The sequence below is a fragment of the Curtobacterium sp. 179-B 9B NHS genome, from assembly GCF_045370965.1.
Lineage (GTDB): Bacteria > Actinomycetota > Actinomycetes > Actinomycetales > Microbacteriaceae > Curtobacterium.
In genome coordinates this window covers 68,646-84,014 of record NZ_JBIQDQ010000011.1, presented here as the reverse complement: position 1 = coordinate 84,014, position 15,369 = coordinate 68,646, and the positions used below count along the sequence as shown (strand labels likewise).

Here is a 15,369-nt window from a genome sequence, read left to right as displayed (position 1 = left end):
GTCATGTCCCGCATCACCGAAGGCACGATGCCGTTCCAGGACGGCGAGACCTGGTACCGCGTCACCGAACCCGACGCCCCGACCCCCGGTGCGCTCCCGCTCGTGGTCCTGCACGGCGGCCCCGGCATGGCGCACGACTACCTCCGGAACCTCGGGGCGCTGGCCGACGAGACCGGTCGCACCGTCCTGCACCACGACCAGTTCGGCTGCGGCCGCAGCTCCCACCGACCCGACGCCCCGACGGAGTACTGGACCCCGCAGCTCTTCGTGGACGAGTACGCGGCCCTCGTGGACCACCTCGGTCTCGGCGACCACCACGTGCTCGGCCAGTCGTGGGGCGGCATGCTCGGATCCGAGATCGCGGTCCGGCAGCCGGAGGGGCTCCGCTCCCTGGCCGTCTGCAACTCCCCCGCGTCGATGCAGCTCTGGGTCGAGGGCGCCGCCGAACTCCGCGCGCAGCTGCCCGAGGACGTGCAGGCGGCCCTGACGCGGCACGAGCATGCCGGCACCGTCGACGACCCTGAGTACCTCGCCGCCACGCAGGTGTTCTACGAGCGCCACGTGTGCCGCGTCGTCCCCATGCCCCAGGACTTCGTCGACTCCGAGACCCAGATGGAGCAGGAGCCGACGGTGTACCACACCATGAACGGGCCGAACGAGTTCCACGTCGTCGGCACGATGCGCGACTGGACCGTCGTCGACCGGCTCGACCGCGTGGCGGTCCCGACCCTCGTCGTCGCCGGCGAGCACGACGAGGCGACGCCCGCCACGTGGCAGCCCTTCGTCGAGCGCATCGCCGACGTCCGCCAGCACGTCTTCCCCGGTGCGAGCCACTGCTCGCACCTGGAGCAGCCCGAGGAGTTCCGCCGCGTGGTCGCGGCGTTCCTCGCCGAGCACGACGACCAGCCCACCGGCTGAGGCGACCAGCCAGCCGGCCGGGAGGCGCGCACCCAACCCCGCCACGCGCCTCCCGGCCGACACTCCACCGGACCCGACCGGCGTGCCCACCCAGCCACACGCCCGGCGTCCGTCATCCCCCTCCCACGCACCGTCTCCCCGAACGGAACCACGATGTCGCAGCAGCACAGCGAGCTCTCTGCACAGCAGCAGCTCGAGGCCTACGGCTACAAGCAGGAGCTCAAGCGCTCCGTCTCCACCACCGACCTGCTCGTCTACGGGCTCGTCTTCATGGTGCCGATCGCCCCGTGGGCGATCTTCGGCACCGTCTACAACGCCTCGAGCGGCATGGTGCCGCTCGTCTACCTGGTCGGCCTCGTCGCGATGATCTTCACCGCGCTCGCGTACGCGCAGATGGCGAAGTCGATCCCCCTCGCCGGCAGCGTGTTCTCGTACGTCGGTCGCGGCATCCACCCCACCGCCGGGTTCTTCGCGGGCTGGGCGATCCTGCTCGACTACCTGCTCGTCCCGACGCTGCTCTACGTGTTCGCGGCCGAGAGCATGGTCGGCATCTTCCCCGGCACGCCACGCTGGCTCTGGGCGCTCGTGTTCGTCGCGATCAACACCGTGATCAACCTGCTCGGTGTCTCGTCCCTCAAGCTCGCGAACCGCATCTTCCTGCTCATCGAGCTCGTCTTCGTGGCGATCTTCGTCGTCATCGCGATCGTCGCGTTGACCGGCGGGACCGTGCCCGGCGCCTCGTTCAGCACCGACCAGGTGTGGGACCCGTCGAAGGTGTCCGCACCGCTCATCGCGAGCGCCCTGTCGATCGCCGTGCTGAGCTTCCTCGGCTTCGACGGCATCTCGACGCTGTCCGAGGAGTCGACCGGTCGCCGCGGTGGCGCCGGACTCGCGATGGTCCTGGCACTCGTCATCGTCGCGTTCCTGTTCGTGCTGCAGACGTGGCTCGCGTCAGCGCTGGCGGGCGGTCGTGCCTCGTTCCCGGAGGGCGAGGCCGGGAACGCGTTCTTCACCATCGTCGAGCAGGCCTCCTCGAGCGGGTGGGCCACCGCGTTCTTCGCCGTCAACGTGCTCGCCGTCGGCATCGCGAACGCCATGGCCGCCCAGGCCGCGACGAGTCGCCTGCTCTTCTCGATGAGCCGCGACCGGCAGCTGCCCGCGTTCCTGCACAAGCTGAACGGCAGGCTCGTTCCGCAGAACGCGATCATCGTCGTCTCCGTGCTCTCCGCGATCCTCGTGCTGTTCTTCGTCGGGCAGATCGACACCATCTCGTCGCTCGTGAACTTCGGCGCGCTGTTCGGCTTCATGCTCCTGCACGTGTCGGTCTTCGTGCACCACGTCGTGAAGGGGAGGTCCCGCAACTGGCTACTGCACCTCGTCGTGCCGCTCGTCGGCTTCCTGATCATCGGGTACGTCCTGCTCAACGCCGCCGTCGAGGCGAAGGTGGGCGGCATCGTCTGGCTCGTCGTCGGCGCCGCGGTGTTCCTCTACTACCGGCGGACCGGCCGCTCGACCGAGGTCGGGTCGGAGGAGCCCGGCACACTGGGCGAGGGGTCCGTCGGCGGCCTCGACACCACCACCACGGAGAAGGGCCAGCGATGACCACCCCCGACCACTTCCTGCCGAGCACCCTGGGGCGGCCCGGGTTCGCCGCCGACCGGGAGCCCGTGCTCCGGATCACCCCGGGCACCGGCGAGACGATCGGCTTCGAGACCACGGACGCCGTCTACGCCGAACTCGACGAGCACCACGACCTGGCGCAGCTGCAGGCACCGATCAACCCGGTCACCGGCCCCGTCTGGGTCGAGGGTGCCGAGCCCGGTGACGTGCTCGCGGTGCACATCCACGACATCCAGCTCACGACCCACGGGTGGTCGGTGTCGCTCCCGGGATCGGGCGCGCTCCAGCACGTCATGCCCGAGGGCGTCTTCGCCCGCCGCTGCCCGATCGAGGACGGCGTGGTGCACGTCACCGACCGGCACGCCTTCCCGGTCCGACCGATGATCGGCTGCATCGGCGTCGCACCGGCATCGGGGACGAACTCGACGATCATGCCGGCGTACGCCGAGGGCGGGAACATGGACGTCACCGAGGCGCGTCCCGGCTCGACCGTGTACCTGCCGGTCCGGGTGCCCGGTGCCCTGCTGTCGATCGGGGACATCCACGCGATCATGGCCGAGGGCGAGTCGTCCTTCGTCGCGATCGAGGCGCAGGGCACCGCGATCGTCTCCGTCGACCTCGTACAGGGCGGTCGGCCGATCCGTGCGCCGCGCATCGAGACCGCCGACGAGTGGCTCTTCGTCGGGCTCGGCGACCCCGTGCAGGAGAGTGTCCGACGCGGCTACGAGGACGCGTTCGCGTTCCTCGTCGAGGACCACGGGTGGACGGCCGAGGACGCCTACGCGGTGCTCAGCGCGGTCGGCGACTCGAAGCTCGGCGGGCCGACCGGTTCCGGCGACCCGGACCCGCTGCACCCGTTCGCAGCGGTCGGGGCGGTGACCCTGCACCGGGTGCCGAAGGCGGTCCTGTAGCGGACGACGGACGGGAGGCGCAGGGCGGGGCCGCCACGGGCCTCCCGTCCGGTGGTCCCCGCGGCATCAGCGGTGGGTCCCACGCCGCTGGGCGACCTCGCCGGACCGCGGTCGGCCTGCGGCCCGCGCCGCGGGCTCGGGCATCGCCCGCCACACCTGTCCCCAGACCTGCTCGTACTCGACGCGGGACACCTGCCCGCGACGGACGGCGTCCTCGACCAGGCAGAGCAGGTCGAGCGAGGCCTCGAGGAGCCGGACGTCGCCGTGCACCTCCGGCTGACCGTTGCCGTGGAACACCGTGATCGTCAAGCGTCTGACCCCGGGACGCACGCGACGGGTCACCCTGGTGAGCAGGACGGGACCGGCGGCGTAGAGCAGGACGGCGACGACGAGGCCGACCGCCGGCACGCGGTGCAGCGCCACGACGAGTGCGACCGCTACGAGTGCGCCGGCCGCACCCCAGACCTGGAGCGCTCGGAGCAGCAGGAGCTCGCCCGCGGTGGTCCCCGGTGCGTGCACCTCGAGCGTCCGGCCGCTCCACAGTGCGCGGGAGACGGGCTGCACGGTGCAGCGCCCCCAGGGGTGCCAGCCGGTCCGTCGGGTGCGGTGCGCGTGTCGGTCTCGATCTCGGTCCGGGTGCTCGTCCACGTCGTCCACCCTGCGACGGACCGACCAGGACCGCACCGGTCCTCACGGTCTCCTGACGCTGCGGACCGGTTCCCGTGCACCGACCTGACGCTGCCCGTCGCCCGCTACCGTTGCCGGATGGACGACCACGCCCTCGCCGCCGCCCTCGTGACCGATGCCGCGCGCCTCGCGGCCGACATGCGACGGGACGGGACCGACGCGGAGCGGAAGACCTCGGCCGCCGACCTCGTCACGGCCGCCGACCGCGCCGCCGAGGACCTGGTCCGTCGGATGCTGCTCGAGCACCGTCCGGACGACGGGGTGCTCGGCGAGGAGGGCGCCCGGTCCGAGGCGACCCACGGACGCCGGTGGACCGTCGACCCGATCGACGGGACGTTCAACTACGTCGCCGGCCTGCCCGCGTGGTGCAGCGCGGTGTCGCTCGAGGTCGACGGCGTGCTCCGGGTCGGTGCGGTCCGTCGTCCGCTCGCCGACGAGACGTGGGTGGCGTCGGACGGGGTGACGACCCGTGACGGCGAGGCCGTGCCGCCGGTGCAGGACGTGACCCTCGCCGCGACGAGCGTGGCGACCTTCCTCAACAGCTCGCACCTGCGCGCCGCCGAGGCGGCGCCCATGACGGCGCTCCTGGCAGCGGCGGCAACGGTCCGGATCAGCGGGTCGGGGTCCTGCGACCTGGTGGACGTCGCAGCGGGCCGCATCGGCCTCTGGGTGCAGACCGACTGCGCCGACTGGGACTGGCTCCCGGGGCGGGCGCTCGTCGACGGCGCCGGTGGCGCGGCCACCGTCGTCCGGGCCCACGGGCACGACTGGCACCTCGCCGGAGCCCCGACCGCGGTGCGCGAGGCCGCCGAGCTGCTCGGCGCCTGAGCAGCACCCTGCGCGGAGGGGCGGCACTGCCCGAAGCCGCCTCCTCCGCACCGCCCGGTGCACGTCGTCGTGCACCGGGCGCGTCCTCGGTGGTACCCCCACCGAGACGTCCGGCCGTCAGGCCGTGGCCTGCAGGCGGTCCTGCTCGTCGACCGCGATCTCCACCGTGCCGGACGCGGACGGTCGGCCGAGCGCACGGTGCTCCCAGCCGGCCGCGCGGTACGCGTCCGCGTCGAGCGCGTGCCGGCCGTCGACGATGCGTCGGTGGTGGACGAGCGCGCCGAGGTCGTGCGGGTCCACCGTGCGGAACTGCTCCCACTCGGTCAGCAGCACGACCACGTCCGCATCGATCACCGCCGCGGTGAGCGACGGCGCGTACCGCAGGGTCGGGTAGGCGCGCGCGGCGTTCTCCATCGCCTCGGGGTCGTACACGGTGACGACGGCACCCGCCTCGTCGAGCATCCGTGCGACGTCGAGCGCCGGCGCATCGCGGATGTCGTCGGAGTTCGGCTTGAACGCCGCGCCGAGCGCCGCGATCCGCTTGCCCGCCAGGTCCCCCTCCGCCATCTCCGTGACCAGGTCGACGGTCCGCTGGCGGCGGCGCAGGTTGATCGCGTCGACCTCGTCGAGGAAGCGGACCGCCTGGCCGACACCGAGCTCCTGCGCCCGGGCCGAGAACGCGCGGATGTCCTTCGGCAGGCACCCGCCACCGAAGCCGAGGCCGGGCTTGAGGAAGCGGCCGCCGATGCGGGTGTCGTGGGACAGGGCGCCCGCCAGGACGCTGACGTCCGCACCGGCCGCCTCGCAGACTTCCGCCATCGCGTTGATGAAGGAGATCTTCGTCGCGAGGAACGAGTTGGCGGCCACCTTGACGAGTTCCGCCGTCGGCAGGTCGGCCACGACCAGCGGCGTCCCCTCGTCGAGGACCGGGCGGAAGGCTGCACGCAGCTGCGCCTCGGCCCACGCCGTCTGCACGCCGAAGACGAGCCGGTCGGGGTGCAGCGTGTCCTGCACGGCGTAGCCCTCGCGGAGGAACTCCGGGTTCCAGGCGACCTCGACCTCGGTCCCGGCGGGGGCGACCTCCGCGACGAGCGCGGCGAGCCGTTCGGCGGTCCCGACCGGCACGGTCGACTTCCCGACGACGAGCGCGCGGCGGTCGATGTGCATCGCGAGCTCGCGGAAGGCGGAGTCGACGTACGTCATGTCGGCGGCGTGCGACCCCCGCTGCTGGGGCGTGCCCACGCAGACGAAGTGGACGTCGCCGAACTCGGCGGCCTCGCGCAGTGACGAGGTGAACCGCAGCCGACCGGACGCCAGGGCCTGCGCGAGCTGCTCGGGCAGGCCGGGCTCGTGGAAGGGCACCCGGCCGGACATCAGCGCCTCGACCTTGGCGGGGTCGACGTCGACGCCGAGGACCTCGTACCCGAGGACGGCCATCGAGACGGCGTGGGTGGCGCCGAGGTACCCCGTGCCGATGACGGTCAGGCGGGGCTGGTGGGCGACCGGCGGCATCGCGGTGTCGGGGATGGGTGTGACGGAAGCAGACATGGGAAGGGCTCGCTCTCGGGTCGCGAAGGGTGGGTGGTGACGGACCGCGGTGGCCGTCGGGTGTCAGTCGGTGCAGGCCGTGGTGCTGAACTCGTTCGAGCCGACCACGGTGTTGTCGCAGGAGACGGTGTTGCCCTCGACGGGTCGGAGGGCGAACGCGACGCCGTCGGTGTTGCCGAGGTCGACGCGGTTGTCGGTGAAGGTGTTGTCGGTCCCCCAGCCGGACAGCAGTTCGTGGGTCTGGAAGCCGTCGAGCGGTGAGCGGACGCCCCGGTTCCCGGTGACGGTCCACCCGTTCCCCTTGACGTCCACCCACGAGTCGGCGTGGTTCTCGCCCTGCATCCCGACACCGTCGAAGGAGTTGTCGGAGAGGGTGCCTCCGGTCGTCCCCTCCTTGATGTCGACGTTCTCGGCAGCGGTGTCGGCGATGGTGTTGCCCGTGACGACGTTTCGGTCGCTGCGGTCCTCACGGCAGTCCGAGACCTTGCACCAGTTGCTCTTCGAGGAGCCGATGTAGATGCCCTCGCCGAACTGCGGCTTCCGGAGACCGGTCCTGCTGACGCTGTTGCCGCGGACGGTGTTGTCGCTGCTGTCGGCGCGCAGGTGGATCCCCTCGTCACCGATGTCGGTGACCGTGAGGCCGTCGACCGTCGAGTGCTGGACGTCGTCGAACATGACGCCCTTCTGCCCGTTGCGGACCGTGAACCCCTCGAGCCGCCAGTAGGACGCGCCGTCGAGGTGCAGGACGTACCCGCCCTCCACGTCGCCGCCGTCGAGCACGGCGTCACGCGGGCCGCACAGCGTCACGGGTGCGTCCGACGTCCCGGCCGCGGAGGCCTCGAACCGGCCGGTGTACGTGCCGGACGCGAGCCGGATCACGGCCCCTGCTCGAGCGTCGTCGAGTGCCTTCTCCAGCGCCTTCGCCGTGCTGACCGTCGTCGTCGCGGCGGCCTCGCACCGGGCCGTGTCGACCGGGGAGGCCTGTCCCGTCCCGGCGTCGGGCGATCCCGTCGCGGTCGCGTCGGGCGTCGCACGGGTGTCCGGGACACCGTTCGGCGTCGCGGCCGGGGTCTGCTCGACGCTCGGCGTCGGCCGGGGGCGAGCGGCCTGCTCGTCCCCCCGGTCCGCACCGCTCGTGGCGGCCCACACACCGCCGACCACCAGCGCTCCGACCGCCAGGCCCGCTGCGCCGACGACGAGGTGTGACCGCAGGCGACGGGGTCGTCGCGTCACCGGTCAGCTCCCCGAGGGTGCGACCGCACCCGGCTCGGCAGCGTGCGTGCCGCGGCCCGCCACGGGCGGGAGACCGAGCGAGGCCGGGTCCACCGCGCCGCGGGTGTAGCTGGACAGCGGTGCCTGCTTCGCGTACGGCAGCTCGCGCTGTCCCCGACGTCGACGTCGTGTCCCGCCGATCGCCGCGACCAGCACCACCGTCAGCAGCAGGAGCCACAGCACCGTCAACGGTTGGAACACCGCGCGCAGGGTGACGAGGAACGGTTTCGTCGACTGCCACTCGACGGTCGTGTTGCCCTGCTGGGCGGCTCCGTCGGACCGGGCGAGGTCGATCGCGCTCGGCCCGCGACCGTCCACCGTGTTGTTCTCGACGGCCGTGCCACCCACCGCCCCGACCATCGTGACCCCGTGCACGCGGGCATCGTCGATCGCGTTGTTCGTCACCGACGAGGACGCGCTGTCCCGGACGTACACGCCGATGTCCGCGCCGTCGACCGAGTTCTCGGAGACCTCGGTGCGACTGGGCCCGTCGAGGACGGCGATGCCGTTCTGCGACGAGTCCTTGACCACGTTGTTGCGGACGACCACGTCGTCGGCGTCGTGCCGGACGACGATGCCCATCTCGTTGCGTGCGACCGTCGACCCGCTGATCCGGACGTTCTTCCCGCCGATCACCTCGATGCCGTAGCGCCCGTTGCCCGAGCTGTTGCTGTCCGAGAGCGCGTTGTTGCCGTAGGTCGTCGTCGGCATGCCGGCCGCGTTCGGCCCCGCCGCGAGCCCGCTGCCGTTCAGCGTGATCCCGTTGCGACCGTTGTCCGAGGCGGTCACCTGGCTGAGGACGATGCCGGTCGACGCCCGCGTCATCTTCACGCCGTCCACCGCGTTGTCCGTCGACCGGACCGACGTGAACGTCGAGTTCGTGACGTAGCGGTGCAGCACGAGGCCGTCGATGAGCGAGTGCTCCACTGTGGCGTCCGACATCGTCACGCCGTCCGCGCTCGTCAGGAAGAGGCCGTAGGCGTTCCCGTCGAAGGCGACGTGCTGCACGAGGGCGGACACGTAGCTGTAGCCACCGGCGCTCGCCGTGGCGCTGCCGCTCTTCGGGAGCTCGCCGGTCGGCAGGATGGCGTTGCCGAAGACGTCCTTCGTGGTCCGTTCGGTCTTGCCCTGCTGGTCGCCGGAGGCCTGGTCCAGGGTGGAGAGGTTCGTCCCGGTCAGGGAGACCCCGCCGGTCGTTCCGCTCCAGAAGCCCAGGTGCGAGAACGCCGCGTACTGCAGGGTCGCGGTCCCGCCCTGGACCCGGACGTACGCTCGTCCGTCGGAGGTCTGCTGGTCGACCCGCCCTGCCTGCGGGTCCCAGGCGTCGATCGTGACCGGAGCCTTCGCCGAACCGACGACCTGCAGGCTGCCGGCCTGGGTGACGATCGACACGAAGCCCTCGTGGTTGCTCGCGAGGTGGATGCGCAGGCCGTCGGGGCTCGCGAGTCGCAGGGTCGCGCCGTTCTCGACGACGATGTTCTCGCTGAGCAACCAGGAGCCGTCCGGCTGCTTGACGAACGTGGACGGTGCGAGCCGGGCGAGGTCGTCGACGGTGTACGCCGCACCACGGGCGACGAGGACGAGCGTGTAGGACGAGCCCGTGGCGAGCCGGTACGGCTGCGAGACCGCGAGGCCGCTCCACCGCGCCGCCGAGGCCAGTGCACGGACGTTGTAGATGCGGTCGTTCTCGGCCGTCACCAGCCGGGCCTCCTTGTCCGGGTCGCCCCCGTAGGGTCGTCCCGTCACCGGGGCCGTGGCCGCGGACGCCGTCGCCGCGACGGCGGCGGTGGGCACGCCGAGGACACCCGTGAGCAGGAGCCCGGCACCGACGAGCAGCCCCGCGGCGAGCCGCGGCGTCGTCTTCGTCAGCGCGCTCATGCCGCGACCGCCTGGTCGTCGGAGGTCGCCGCGACGGCACCCTGCGGCAGGACGACACCGGGTGAGGCCACCCGGCGACCGGTCGTCGTCTCCGGCTGGAGGGTCCGAGCCTGCTGCCCGTCACCACCGACCTGGTCGGCGTGCCGGGTGAGCCACCCCTGCTTGTTCATCGTGACGAACGAGTACACCTTGATCGGCAGGGCGACCGCGATCACCACGAGGGCGAGCAGCGGGAGCACGAACAGGTCCAGCGGGTGCCGCTTGAGGTTCGAGACGCCTCGGACCGCGCGGCCGAAGAGCAGCCAGCCGAGGGTGAAGAGCACGCCGACCGTGCTGAGCTCCAGGCGGCTGAAGAGCAGGTACCACATCGTGATGCCCATGGTGACCGGGGTCAGGATGATCTGCAGGACGGTGATCTTGGTCACGAACGGCACCCGCCACACCCACCCCTTCGCGATCGCGGTCAGGTACGTGCGGTACGAGTTGCGACTCCAGCGGATGCGCTGCTTGAAGAACGCCTTGCCGCTCGCGGGGAACATCGACAGCGCCTTCGCGGACGACTGGTGCACGGTCTTGTAGCCGGACGCGATGACGAGCCACGTCAGGCGACCGTCGTCACCCGCGATGCACCGGCGGCCGAGGAAGAACTCGTTCTCGAGGTTGTCGAGCACCGGCAGGACGGCGGAGCGGCGGTACGCGGCGGTGCGCCCGGAGAGGATCGGCACGGCGCCGGCGGCACCCATCGCGGGGACGTAGTTGAAGTACCGCAGGTTGACCAGCCAGTCCGCGATGATGCGCCAGATGCTGGAGTTCCGCTGGTACACGTTCTGCTGCGTGCCGACGCCGCCGACGCGCTCGTCGACGAATGGCATCTGCACCGCCTCGAGGAGACCGGGCTCCCACGAGGTGTCCGAGTCGACGAGGACCAGGACGTCGTACTTCGCGCGACGGATGCCCTCGCCGAGCGCGCTGCGCTTGCCGACGTGGTGGAAGAGCACCGGCTTGACGGTGGGGTCGCCCACCGCCACGATCCGGCGGTACGCCTCGGTGTCCGCGACGTCGAGCACGATGATGATCTCGTCCGGGTGCTGCTCCCGCCAGGAGTCCAGGCAGCGGAGCAGGATGTCGGGGTCCTCGTGGAAGGACGGCACCACGACCGAGGTCGTCGTGCGGAAGCCGTTCTCGACCGGACGGGCCCGTGCCGAGAGCACGACCCGGTAGAGCCAGAGCGCCCAGACGATGATGCCGGCGATGCCGATCGGGAAGTACTTGAGCGCTTCGTGGCCGAAGGCGGCGAGGTTGTCGAGCACGACCTGGGTCGAGGTCTGCGACGCGAAGAGGACGAGCGGGTGCATGAGGTCGGGTCCTTCGTGCGGTGTTCGGTTTCGGGTACGGAACACGACACTCGGCAGCACCGCACGACGACGCACCGCGCAGGGTGACGCGGAGAGAGGCCTGGGTCAGCGGTGCAGAGAGGGTCGGGACAGCGCCGGATCCCCCCGTCGCTGCGAACCGCCAGGCCGGTCTGGGGAGCGTTGTCCCGCCTCCGACGCTGAGCGTTGGCCTGAACGTACTCTCGGGTGTGTCGCACCACAAGCACAGGAGACCGCAATGCGGGTTTGCGCGAATCCGAAGCACGGTGTTCCGCAACACTGGTGCGGTGACGACTGCGCTCCAGCCGCCCGCCCGCGGCCTCGCCCCGCTGTACCTCGCCGGCTTCACCACGGCCTTCGGCGCCCACGGTGTCGCGAGCGTGCTCGGCGCCGAGACCGACGACCTCGGGCTGTCGCTCGTCACCCTCGGTGCCGTGCTCGCCCTCTACGACGTCGCCGAGGTCGTGCTCAAGCCGCTGTTGGGCGCCCTCAGCGACCGCATCGGCGCCAAGCCCGTGATCGTCGGCGGCCTGACCGGCTTCGCGGTCGCCTCGCTGCTCGCGGTCGCCGTCCCCTCGGTCCTGGTCCTTGCGCTGGCTCGGCTCGGCCAGGGGGCCGCCGCGTCGGCGTTCTCCCCCGCGTCGTCCGCCGCGGTCGCACGGCTGGCCGGACGCCAGCGGCTCGGCCGGTACTTCGGCCGCTACGGCGCGTGGAAGAGCCTCGGCTACGTGCTCGGCCCGGTGCTCGGCATCGTGCTCGTCGAGGGCATCGGCCTGCGCGCGCTGTACGTGGCGCTGACGGTCCTGGCGATCGTCGCAGCCACGTGGGTCGCGGTCGCGATGCCGGTCCTGCCCGTGCACGCGCGGCGCCGCACGACGCTCGCCGACCTGGTCCGGCAGACCACGGACCGGTCGTTCCTCGTCCCGACGCTCCTGCTCGCGACGACGACCGGCGTGCTCGGGGTCGTGGTCGGGTTCCTCCCACTCGTGGCGGTCCGGCTCGACCTGCCCGCCCTCGTCGGCGCGGTCGCCATCGCCGTGGTCGCCCTCGTGTCCACCGTGCTGCAACCGCTCACCGGGCGGCTGCGCGACCAGGGTCGCCTCGACGCCCGAGCCGGGTGCACGGGTGGACTGCTGCTCGCTGCCGCCGGACTCGCGGTCCTCGCAGCCCTGCCCGGCCCGGTCACGCTGTTCGTCGCGGCCGCGGCGGTCGGCGGCATGCTCGGCACGGTCACGCCGCTCGCGTTCGCGCACCTGGCCGCGTCCACCCCCGACGACCGGATGGGCCGGACGATGGGCAACGCGGAACTCGGGCGTGAGGTCGGCGACGCCGGTGGGCCGCTGCTCGTCGGCGCCGTGGCGACGGCGTGGGGCCTGCCCGCGGCCATCGCGGTCGCGGCGGTCGCGACCGCCGCGGTCGGCTTGGTCGGGTGGCGCGCGCTGCGCTCGGACGCCGCCGGTGTGCCGGTCACGACGGGGACCGACGCCGACGTGGCAGGGCCGCCGACCGGCTCCTGACGCGACACGGGACCGGACGGGAGGCCCGCAGCCGGCCCGCCACGCGCCTCCCGTCCGTCTCGACCGGGCCGGGCGCCGTCGGGGTCAGGACCAGACGGGACCGAACCAGAGCAGGACCGGGGCCAGGACGAGCAGGACCGCGCAGAGGGCGGGGACCGCGGACCCGCGGCCGTCCGCGCGTGTCCTCCGGCTCGAGATGCGCTGCACGCCGCCACGGTACTGCGGTGATCGGGCTCTGCTACTTGTCCGCCGGCACCGGCTGTCAGGCGTCGCGGCGGATGGACCGCTGTGCCGTGACCCTCGCCGCGACGAGGAGGCACGCGGCCGTCGTGCCGATCGTCGTCAGGTACGGGACCACGAGGGCTCCGGACGAGGCCGTGGCAGCCGCGAGCAGCGCGGTCGGCGCCCAGGCGACGGCGCCCGGCAGGCTGTTGAGGAGCGGGAGCACCAGCATGAGCAGGGTCGTCGTCGCCAACGCCGCAGCGGTGCGTCGGAGCGTCGCCATCAGCACGTGCCCGATCGCCATCGCCATCACCAGGTAGGCGGACGTCGCGGCGCCGAGACGCACGATCTCCTGGGACTCGACCGGCGCGATGACCACGGCCGTCGACACCGCTGCGGCCGTCAGCGCCGCGAGGTGACACACGACGACCACGACCCAGCCGACGAGCACGCGCGGGAGCACGAGCGCCGCCAGGCTGACGGAGCGCGTGCGGTAGAAGACCGAGGAGCCCGGACGCGCGTCCCATCCGAGCGCGGTGACCGCGACCGCCGCGGCGAGGACGAGGCCGAGCTGCATGGCGCTCTGCACGTAGAGCGCGAGCGCGTCACCCGGGGTTGCCGTCGCCGCGTGCACGGTGAGTTGCTCGGTGCTGGCCGCGCTCCGGAGGAGGTCCGGCAGCAGCAGTGCCAGCGCCGGACTCGACACACCGAAGAACGCGAACACCGCGACGAGACCGGTGAGCAGCCCCGTCCTGGTGAGGCGCTTGAACTCCACGTGGGCGGACGTCAGGACGAGGTTCACGGGCGCTGCTCCTGACGGATGATGCGGGCGAAGGACGCGTCGAGGTCGCGGTCGCGCAGGGTGACCTCGAGGACCGGTGTGTCGAGGGCGACGAGTGCGGGGACCAGCAACGTCGCCGCACTGTCGAACCCCTGGAACCGCAGGCTGGCGGCCTGAGCGGACGGGAAGTCGAACCGTGCGCCCGGGACGAGCGCGGCGAGCTCCGCGACGCTGCGCTCCGGCGGGTGCGCGAGTCGCACCGACCACACGGGTTCGAGTGCGTGGCCGAGGACGTCGTCGGTCGTTCCCTGCAGGACGACCCGTCCCTCGTGCAGCACCACGACGTGGTCGGCAAGCTGCTCGACCTCGCTCAGCAGGTGGCTCGACAGCACGATGCACCGGCGCTCCCGCTCAGCGCGGACGAGGTCGCGGACGTCGGCCCTGCCGACCGGGTCGAGGGCGCTGTTCGGTTCGTCGAGGACGAGGACGTCCGGGTCCGTCACGAGGGCTGCCGCGAGGCCGAGGCGCTGCAGCATCCCGCGCGAGAAGTCCGCCACCCGTCGGTGCGCCACCGTGAGGAGGCCGCAGGTGTCGAGCGCCTCGAGTGCAACGTCACCGGTTGGTGAACTCCGGCCGGACCCTCGCCGCCGTCCGCGCGCTGCTGCGAGGGACACCCGCACGACCTCGGCCGCCGTGAGGAAGGACTCGAACTGCGGGACGTCGGGGCAGTACGCGACCGTGGTGTCCGGCGACGCCCGGACCACGGAACCGGTCTCGGGGTCCGCCAGGCCCGCGAGGAGCCCGAACAGCACGGTCTTCCCGGCGCCGTTGGGTCCGATCACGGCGGTGACCGACCGCTCCTGCGCGACGAAGGACACGTCGCGCACCCCCGCGTCGCCGCGGAAGGTGCGGGTCACCGCGTCGACGGTGAGGGCCGCGGTCACCGGGCGTCTCCGTCGACGAGCGCCGGTCCCCGACCGCGCCCGAGGACGAGGTAGAGCACCGCCCCGGCCGGGACGGCCAGCACGATGACGACAGCCCAGACGGTCTTGGGCAGGTACTGCGCGGGCTTCCGCACGAGGCTGACGAGGGACCATCCGACCAGTGCCACCACGAGGGCGGCGACCGGGGCGAGCGGTGCGAGCAGCGCGGGGTCGATCGGCAGACCGTTCACCGCTCGTCCTCGCGCTCGGACACCGCGGCGTCGGGCCGGTCGGCCGTGTCGTCGGCGTCGACGTCGGTGTCGGCGTCGACGTCGACGTCACGCGGCATCAGGATCGTGGTGAGCGTGCGCCGCCGGCGGCCCGAGGTGGCCTCGTTGGCCATCAGCCCACCGAGCAGCCCCACGAGCGCCTGGCCGAACGCGTCGACCTCGGCGTCGTCTGCCCAGAACGATGCCTGCCCGAAGCTCACCCGGTCGTCCGCGAGGTCTGGCTGCCCGACCGCGAGGTACTGACCGAAGTCCCTGATCACACCGGACACGAAGACCGTGAAGACCTGTTCGAGCTGGTCACGGCTGAGCGCTCGGAGGTCTTCCGCCGTGGGGTTGCTGATGCCCGGTGCGAGTCGGTACGACCGCTCGGTCGCGCCACGGACGCGGCGTTCGTCGAGGACCTCGAGCAACCCAGCCCGCTCGAGCGCGTTGACGTGACGGTAGAGCGTCGCGATGGGGACGTCGGGGAGCCGCTCGTGCAGACGGTGGGGACTCAGCCCCGGCGTGCCCAGCAGGACCTGGGCGATCCGCAGCCGGACCGGGTGCAGGAGGATTTCGGAGGAGTGCATACCCGAACAATATCAGTATCGATACTGAAAAG

General features: G+C 72.1%; 15 protein-coding genes. 5 read left to right on the top strand and 10 right to left on the bottom strand.

Annotated elements, in window-relative coordinates; genetic code table 11:
• Positions 1-3: 3 nt before the first annotated feature.
• The 3 genes from ACH0A8_RS10970 to ACH0A8_RS10960 all read left to right on the top strand — a co-directional run bounded on the left by ACH0A8_RS10970 (position 4) and on the right by ACH0A8_RS10960 (position 3,449).
• Positions 4-918, top strand: a complete 915-nt coding sequence (locus ACH0A8_RS10970; RefSeq protein ID WP_406907200.1) for a proline iminopeptidase-family hydrolase — start codon at positions 4-6, stop codon at positions 916-918.
• Positions 919-1,071: 153 nt separating this feature from the next.
• Positions 1,072-2,520, top strand: a complete 1,449-nt coding sequence (locus ACH0A8_RS10965) for an APC family permease (RefSeq protein ID WP_406907199.1) — start codon at positions 1,072-1,074, stop codon at positions 2,518-2,520.
• Positions 2,517-3,449 (top strand): acetamidase/formamidase family protein, encoded by a 933-nt coding sequence (locus tag ACH0A8_RS10960; protein WP_251155443.1) that lies wholly within the window; start codon positions 2,517-2,519, stop codon positions 3,447-3,449. The genes ACH0A8_RS10965 and ACH0A8_RS10960 overlap by 4 nt, the downstream gene beginning before the upstream one ends.
• Before the next feature lie 66 nt (positions 3,450-3,515).
• On the opposite strand, the gene ACH0A8_RS10955 is transcribed toward ACH0A8_RS10960, so the two are convergent.
• Positions 3,516-4,097: a DUF6611 family protein gene (locus tag ACH0A8_RS10955; RefSeq protein ID WP_406907198.1), complete on the bottom strand. Its 582-nt coding sequence runs from the start codon at positions 4,095-4,097 to the stop codon at positions 3,516-3,518.
• Between the two features lie 117 nt (positions 4,098-4,214).
• On the opposite strand from ACH0A8_RS10955, the gene ACH0A8_RS10950 reads away from it, so the two are divergent.
• The gene (locus tag ACH0A8_RS10950) at positions 4,215-4,964 is read left to right on the top strand and encodes an inositol monophosphatase family protein (protein WP_406907197.1); all 750 of its coding nucleotides are present in this window, start codon (positions 4,215-4,217) and stop codon (positions 4,962-4,964) included.
• A 117-nt stretch (positions 4,965-5,081) separates the two neighbouring features.
• Here ACH0A8_RS10950 and ACH0A8_RS10945 read toward each other — a convergent pair whose 3' ends face one another.
• The 4 genes from ACH0A8_RS10945 to ACH0A8_RS10930 all read right to left on the bottom strand — a co-directional run bounded on the left by ACH0A8_RS10945 (position 5,082) and on the right by ACH0A8_RS10930 (position 11,017).
• Entirely contained in the window at positions 5,082-6,512 is a 1,431-nt protein-coding gene (locus ACH0A8_RS10945; protein ID WP_209682735.1) for a UDP-glucose/GDP-mannose dehydrogenase family protein, read from the bottom strand.
• A gap of 63 nt (positions 6,513-6,575) precedes the next feature.
• Complete coding sequence (locus tag ACH0A8_RS10940; protein WP_406907196.1) at positions 6,576-7,745, bottom strand: right-handed parallel beta-helix repeat-containing protein; 1,170 nt, start codon at positions 7,743-7,745, stop codon at positions 6,576-6,578.
• 3 nt (positions 7,746-7,748) lie between these two features.
• The gene (locus ACH0A8_RS10935) at positions 7,749-9,662 is read right to left on the bottom strand and encodes a right-handed parallel beta-helix repeat-containing protein (protein WP_271826170.1); all 1,914 of its coding nucleotides are present in this window, start codon (positions 9,660-9,662) and stop codon (positions 7,749-7,751) included.
• Positions 9,659-11,017, bottom strand: a complete 1,359-nt coding sequence (locus ACH0A8_RS10930; protein WP_406907195.1) for a glycosyltransferase — start codon at positions 11,015-11,017, stop codon at positions 9,659-9,661. The genes ACH0A8_RS10935 and ACH0A8_RS10930 overlap by 4 nt, the downstream gene beginning before the upstream one ends.
• A 305-nt stretch (positions 11,018-11,322) precedes the next feature.
• Here ACH0A8_RS10930 and ACH0A8_RS10925 point away from each other — a divergent pair, with 305 nt between their 5' ends.
• Positions 11,323-12,552 (top strand): MFS transporter, encoded by a 1,230-nt coding sequence (locus ACH0A8_RS10925; protein ID WP_066658183.1) that lies wholly within the window; start codon positions 11,323-11,325, stop codon positions 12,550-12,552.
• Between the two features lie 84 nt (positions 12,553-12,636).
• Here ACH0A8_RS10925 and ACH0A8_RS10920 read toward each other — a convergent pair whose 3' ends face one another.
• From ACH0A8_RS10920 to ACH0A8_RS10900, 5 genes are read right to left on the bottom strand one after another with little or no spacing between them, the layout of a single operon-like run.
• Positions 12,637-12,759: a hypothetical protein gene (locus ACH0A8_RS10920; RefSeq protein ID WP_268746773.1), complete on the bottom strand. Its 123-nt coding sequence runs from the start codon at positions 12,757-12,759 to the stop codon at positions 12,637-12,639.
• Between the two features lie 55 nt (positions 12,760-12,814).
• A complete protein-coding gene (locus tag ACH0A8_RS10915) occupies positions 12,815-13,576 on the bottom strand; it encodes a hypothetical protein (protein WP_066654143.1) in 762 nt (253 codons plus the stop codon).
• The gene (locus ACH0A8_RS10910; protein WP_066654142.1) at positions 13,573-14,499 is read right to left on the bottom strand and encodes an ABC transporter ATP-binding protein; all 927 of its coding nucleotides are present in this window, start codon (positions 14,497-14,499) and stop codon (positions 13,573-13,575) included. Before ACH0A8_RS10910 ends, ACH0A8_RS10915 begins: the two co-directional genes overlap by 4 nt.
• Positions 14,496-14,729 carry a PLDc N-terminal domain-containing protein gene (locus tag ACH0A8_RS10905; protein WP_144411295.1) on the bottom strand — a complete coding sequence of 78 codons (234 nt, stop codon included), beginning with the start codon at positions 14,727-14,729 and terminating at the stop codon, positions 14,496-14,498. The genes ACH0A8_RS10910 and ACH0A8_RS10905 overlap by 4 nt, the downstream gene beginning before the upstream one ends.
• Positions 14,726-15,337, bottom strand: coding sequence for a helix-turn-helix domain-containing protein (locus tag ACH0A8_RS10900; protein WP_081984835.1), 612 nt, complete (start codon positions 15,335-15,337; stop codon positions 14,726-14,728). Before ACH0A8_RS10900 ends, ACH0A8_RS10905 begins: the two co-directional genes overlap by 4 nt.
• Between the last annotated feature and the right edge of the window lie 32 nt (positions 15,338-15,369).

Coding starts and splice junctions, on each gene's coding strand:
- ACH0A8_RS10970 (WP_406907200.1), top strand. CDS start 4: ATGTCCCGCATCACCGAAGGCACGATGCCGTTCCAGGACGGCGAGACC.
- ACH0A8_RS10965 (WP_406907199.1), top strand. CDS start 1,072: ATGTCGCAGCAGCACAGCGAGCTCTCTGCACAGCAGCAGCTCGAGGCC.
- ACH0A8_RS10960 (WP_251155443.1), top strand. CDS start 2,517: ATGACCACCCCCGACCACTTCCTGCCGAGCACCCTGGGGCGGCCCGGG.
- ACH0A8_RS10950 (WP_406907197.1), top strand. CDS start 4,215: ATGGACGACCACGCCCTCGCCGCCGCCCTCGTGACCGATGCCGCGCGC.
- ACH0A8_RS10945 (WP_209682735.1), bottom strand. CDS start 6,512: ATGTCTGCTTCCGTCACACCCATCCCCGACACCGCGATGCCGCCGGTC.
- ACH0A8_RS10935 (WP_271826170.1), bottom strand. CDS start 9,662: ATGAGCGCGCTGACGAAGACGACGCCGCGGCTCGCCGCGGGGCTGCTC.
- ACH0A8_RS10930 (WP_406907195.1), bottom strand. CDS start 11,017: ATGCACCCGCTCGTCCTCTTCGCGTCGCAGACCTCGACCCAGGTCGTG.
- ACH0A8_RS10900 (WP_081984835.1), bottom strand. CDS start 15,337: ATGCACTCCTCCGAAATCCTCCTGCACCCGGTCCGGCTGCGGATCGCC.